This is a genomic window from Mesorhizobium sp. M1E.F.Ca.ET.063.01.1.1 (assembly GCF_003998155.1).
Classification (GTDB): domain Bacteria; phylum Pseudomonadota; class Alphaproteobacteria; order Rhizobiales; family Rhizobiaceae; genus Mesorhizobium.
Map to the genome: position 1 here is coordinate 1 of NZ_RZSC01000395.1, position 5451 is coordinate 5451.

Sequence of the window (5451 nt, forward strand, 5' to 3'; positions counted from 1 at the left end):
ATCCTGAAGACAATGAAATGGGCGCCGCAGGGGCTCGAGAGGCTTCGCGCCTGGAAGGACGCCGTCGCACCCATTCCGCTGGTCGCCATCGGCGGCCTCAATCCCGAACGGCTCGATGGCGTTTTCGGGGCCGGCGCCGACAGCGCGGCGGCGGTGACGGACATAACGCTGAATCCGGACCCCGAGGCGCGTACCAGGGAATGGATCGACAAGACGGAGCAATGGCGCTGAACCGGGACCCGCATGTGCTCGTCGTCGGCGGATCGGATTCCAGCGGCGGCGCCGGGATTGCGCGCGATATCGAGACGATCTCTTCGATCGGCTTGCGCAGTTGCGTTGCCGTCACCGCGGTAACGGTGCAGACACACCAATCCGTTACGGCGGTCCACCATATGCAGCCCGGCCTGGTCGCCGATCAGATGCGCGCGGCGCTGCGGGCCAATAAAGTGTCGGCGATAAAGATCGGAATGCTTTCAACGGGATGCGTTATCGCGGCGGTTGCCACCGTGCTCGGCGAAAATCCGCGGATACCGACGGTCCTCGATCCGGTGCTGGCTTCCACGTCGGGCAGGCAATTGCTGGAACCGGGAGCGATCGGGGTCCTGAAACGCGATCTCATGCCGCTTTGCCGTCTGGTCACGCCGAACCTCATCGAGCTGGCGATCCTGACCGGTTCGGATTTGGCCGCGGACGACGAAGATGCGCTGCGGCAGGGAAGGCGATTGCTTGCGGACGGGTCCCAGGCGGTGCTCATCAAGGGCGGCCATGCGGCGGGACCCAGATCAACGGATATTCTGTTGAGCGGCGGGCAAGAACCTATCCGCTTCGACATGCCCAGGCTTGCCGGATCGATGCGCGGGACCGGCTGCATGCTGGCGAGCGCGATCGCCGCGCATCTGGCCGGCGCGAAACCGCTCGAGGACAGCGTGCGCGAAGGCAAGCGGTTTGTCTTCGGGAAGCTTTTGCGAGGTATCGAGCGCGAATTCGGCTCCGGCACATCAGGAAATCCTCACCGGTGACACCCCGGACGAGGCGCGTTCGGCTGTCAGGGTCGCTCGGCCTTTTCCTAATGTCGCAAACAGGCTTCAATCACCCTACCGCTCGGCCCTATAGTCCGCCGGCTTTACCACTTTGGAGTCGCGGGCAATGGCAGAGTTTCCGAAAAAGGCGAAGGTCGTCATCGTCGGTCTGGGCGGTATCGTCGGCGCGTCGGTCGCCCATCACCTGATCGAGCGCGGCTGGGACGACATCGTCGGCATCGACAAGTCGGGCATCCCGACCGATATCGGCTCGACGGCGCATGCCTCCGACTTCTGCTACACGACCAGCCACGACTTCCTGTCCTGCTGGACGACGCTCTATTCCATCGATTTCTACGAAAAGATGGGCCACTACGCCCGCATCGGCGGCCTGGAAGTCGCGCGCGTCGGCGACGATGGCCGCATGGAAGAGATCAAGCGCAAGATCGCCTCGGCCAAGTCCTTCGGCACACGCGCCCGCCTGATCGAGCCGGCCGAGATCAAGCAGAAGTTCCCGCTGATCGAGGAGCATCTGGTGCAGGGCGGGTTGTGGGATCCGGATGCCGGCCTCGTCATCCCGCGCTCGCAGACGGTCGCCGGCAAGCTGGTCGACCAGGGTGTAGCCTCCGGCAAGCTCCAGGCCTTCGCCAACACCTCCGCCAAGGAGCTGATCGTCGAGAATGGACGCATCAAGGGCGTGGTGACCGAGCGCGGCACGATCGAGGCCGACTATGTCGTCGTCTGCACCGGTATTTGGGGACGGCTCACCGCGGCATTGGTCGGCGAGGATCTGCCGGTCATGCCGATCGACCATCCGCTGACCTTCTTCGGCCCCTACAACGAGTTCGCCGGCACCGGCAAGGAGATCGGCTGGCCGCTGCTGCGCGACCAGGGCAACTCCGCCTATATGCGCGACACCGGCGACCCCAAGACCGCCGAAGGCGGACAGATCGAATGGGGCTACTACGAAGAGACCAATCCGCGTCTCTGCCACCCGCGCGACCTGCTCGAGAAGGACCAGGCGCGGCTCTCGCCCTCGCAGCGCGACCTCGACATGGAGCAGATCATGGCGCCGCTGGAGCGCGCCATGGAGCTGACGCCGATCCTCGGCGAGCTCGGCTACAATGAGGGCCATTCCTTCAACGGGTTGCTGCAGGTGACGACCGATGGCGGCCCGTCCATGGGCGAAAGCCAGAAGGTGAGGGGGCTTTGGTATGCCGTCGCCATATGGGTCAAGGACGGCCCGGGCATGGGCAAGCTGATCGCCGACTGGATGACCGACGGCCGCACCTCGATCGACCACCACGCCATCGACTATGCGCGCTTCTACCCGCACCAGATGCAGGAGCAGTTCATCTGGGATCGCTGCACCGAGACCGCGATGAAGGTCTACAATCCGGCTGTGCATCCGCGCGAGCCCTTCTCCAAGGGCCGCAACATCCGTCGCTCGCCTTTCTGGGAGCGCGAGAAGGAGCTCGGCGGCTATTTCATGGAGCTGGGCGGCTGGGAGCGCGCCCACGGCTATGCCGCCAACGAGCACCTGCTCGAAAAATACGGCAACCGCGTGCCGGTGCGCGAAAACGAATGGGACAACCGCCATTTCTGGCGCGTCTCCAATGCCGAGCATCTGGCGATGAGCGAGGATTGCGGCATCGTCAACCTCTCGCACTTCTCGATGTACGATGTCGAAGGCCCTGACCATGTCGCGCTGCTGGAATGGCTGTGCGCGGCCAAGATCGGCGGCGACAACAATATCGGCAAGGGCATCTATACCCACTTCCTCGACGAGGAAGGCATGGTGCGCGCCGACTTCACGGTGATCCGTATGGCCGACCGCTGCCGGGTGATCGACGGTGCGGACGCCGGTCCGCGCGACTTCCGCTACATGCAGCGCACCGCGCGGGACAAAGGTTTTGATGTCACCGTCACCGACGTCACGGAGAAGTACGTCACGATCGGCATCTGGGGGCCGAATGCCCGCGCCACCTTGCAGAAAGTGGTCGAGGACCCACAGGGGCTTTCGCCGGAGAATTTCCCGTTCGCCGCAATCAAGCCGATCCGCATCGCCGGCAAGGATGTCACTGCCTTCCGCATCTCCTATGTCGGCGAGCAGGGCTGGGAGCTGCATATGCGTTACGAGGACGGGCTGGCCGTCTGGGACGCGCTGCGCTCGACCGGCGTCATGCCGTTCGGCGTCGAGACCTATGCCAACACCCGCCGCATGGAAAAGAGCCTCAGGCTGCAGAATGCCGACCTCCTGACCGAGTACAATCTGCTCGAAGCCGATCTTGCCCGCCCGAAGGTCAAGGAGAACGATTTTTGCGGCAAGGCGAAACACCTCGAATATCGCGCCCGCCACCATCAGCCGGCGATACTCTGCACGTTGGTGATGACCGAGAACACCGATGCCAAGGGTGTCGCACGCTATCCGGTCGGCACGATGCCGGTGCAGGACCCCGCGACCGGCGAGACGCTGGTTGACGAGCTCGGCCGCCGCTCTTTCACCACTTCGGTCGCCTACGGCCCGACGATCGGCAAGAACATCGCGCTTGCGTACCTGCCCTGGGCCTATGCCCAGGAGGGCCGCAAGCTGCAGGTGGAGTATTTCAGCGAGACCTATCCGGTCGAAGTGGCCGGCGTCGGCTACAAACCGCTCTACGATCCAGAAAACCTGAAGCCGAGGAGCTGAGGCCGCAGGCGCAAAAAGATGAATGCGAAAGCCCGGCTTCGGCCGGGCTTTTTTCTCTGTACCGGATGATCGTCGCACATGCGGTTGAAGTTGGGCCAACGCGGGTGACAGTCGGATGCTGTATCATTCGCCTGCCGTGCCCGGAGGCGATGTGAAGACGGCTTGGGTACCGGCTTGATACGTGCGAGGCCGACAGCTTATGTGTCCCCATCACAAGCCTGCGAAAGCAACACGCCATATGCGCATCCTGTCCGACGCCTTCATTCCCGAACTTCCCAATCACTATCACGGCAAGGTGCGCGAAAACTACGATCTGCCGGACGGGCGCCGCATCATCATCGCCACCGATCGTTTGAGCGCGTTCGATACGATTCTGGCCTCGATCCCATTCAAGGGACAGGTCCTCACCCAGACAGCGCGCTATTGGTTCGAGGAAACCGCCGACATCTGCCCCAACCACGTGCTGGAGTATCCCGACCCCAATGTCGTCGTCGGCGCAAGGCTCGATATGCTGCCGGTCGAGATCGTCGTGCGCGGCTATCTGGCGGGAACCACCAGCACCTCGATCCTGACCAAGTACAGGAAAGGCGAACGGAGCTTCTACGGACACAGCTTTCCGGATGGGCTGCGCGACAATGAAAAGCTGCCCGAGGCGATCATCACTCCGACCAGCAAGGCTGCAGGCGGCGGCCACGATGAGCCACTGTCTGAAGCCGAGATTATCGAACAGCGGCTTCTCACGCAGGCGCAGTGGGACACCGTATCGCGCTATTCGCTGCAGTTGTTCGCCCGCGGCCAGCAGCGCGCCGCCGAACGCGGCCTGATTCTGGCCGACACCAAGTACGAATTCGGCACGGCGCCGGACGGCGCCATCGTCCTTGCGGACGAAATCCACACGCCCGACAGCAGCCGTTACTGGATCGCAGCGAGTTACAATGAGGCGTTCGAAGGCGGCGTGCGGCCGCAGAGTTTCGACAAGGACTTCATCCGGTCGTGGGTATTGGCGCGGTGCGACCCCTACAAGGAACCGATCCCAAGGATCCCGGACGAGATCGTCAATCAGGCCTCGGAGGTCTATATCCAGGCCTACGAGGCAATCACCAGCGCAAAATTCGTGCCCGACGTCTCCGGAGACACCGTGCTGGAACGCATCCGTTCGAATCTCGCGCGGTATTTTTAAGAGGGCCTTGGGCTGGCGGGAATGCGATGCCCGGGAATTCCCGGCTTTTGCACGCGGCTATTTTCGCTTACCCTCCCCCTATGTCTGCTTATGCCCGCGCAAGGCATATCTTCTCAGGCAGCGCCGCGCTGGCGCTGGCGCTTTGGCTGACATCAGCAGCTTCTCCCGCCGAGCCGGTCGATGTCGAACTGGTGCTGGCGGTCGATGTTTCACTCTCCATGTCGCCGGCCGAACTCGAGATCCAGCGCCATGGCTATGCCGCGGCGCTCACGCATGACAACGTGCTGAAGGCCATTGCCGACGGCGCTTATGGCAAGATCGCCGTCACCTACGTCGAATGGGCGGGCAGCAACTGGCAGCGGGTCATCGTGCCGTGGACGGCGATCGCCAACCGGGCCGATGCCGAGCGCGTGGTCGAGCAGCTCAACGCCCACCCGCCGGACAGCGCCAGGCGCACCTCGATTTCCGGCGCGCTGGAATTCGGCAGCGATCTTTTCGCCGAAAGCGGCTTTCAGGGCGTCAAGCGCGTCATCGACATTTCCGGCGACGGGCCCAACAACCAG

At 63.4% G+C, this 5451-nt stretch carries 5 protein-coding genes; all 5 read left to right on the plus strand.

All coding sequences use genetic code 11. The annotated features are described in order from the left end of the window. Positions 1-231: thiamine phosphate synthase (locus tag EOA29_RS23540; protein ID WP_189478967.1), on the plus strand; the 231-nt coding region annotated here is incomplete at its 5' end. Then, positions 222-1019 (plus strand): hydroxymethylpyrimidine/phosphomethylpyrimidine kinase, encoded by a 798-nt coding sequence (locus EOA29_RS23545; RefSeq protein ID WP_127221632.1) that lies wholly within the window; start codon positions 222-224, stop codon positions 1017-1019. The genes EOA29_RS23540 and EOA29_RS23545, both read left to right, overlap by 10 nt. 127 nt (positions 1020-1146) lie before the next feature. Beyond that, positions 1147-3708, plus strand: coding sequence for an FAD-dependent oxidoreductase (locus EOA29_RS23550; protein WP_126093277.1), 2562 nt, complete (start codon positions 1147-1149; stop codon positions 3706-3708). Between the two features lie 238 nt (positions 3709-3946). After that, positions 3947-4888 (plus strand): phosphoribosylaminoimidazolesuccinocarboxamide synthase, encoded by a 942-nt coding sequence (locus EOA29_RS23555; protein WP_126093278.1) that lies wholly within the window; start codon positions 3947-3949, stop codon positions 4886-4888. 80 nt (positions 4889-4968) lie between these two features. After that, positions 4969-5451 (plus strand): DUF1194 domain-containing protein (locus EOA29_RS23560; RefSeq protein WP_127221634.1); only part of this gene is annotated, 483 nt, incomplete at its 3' end.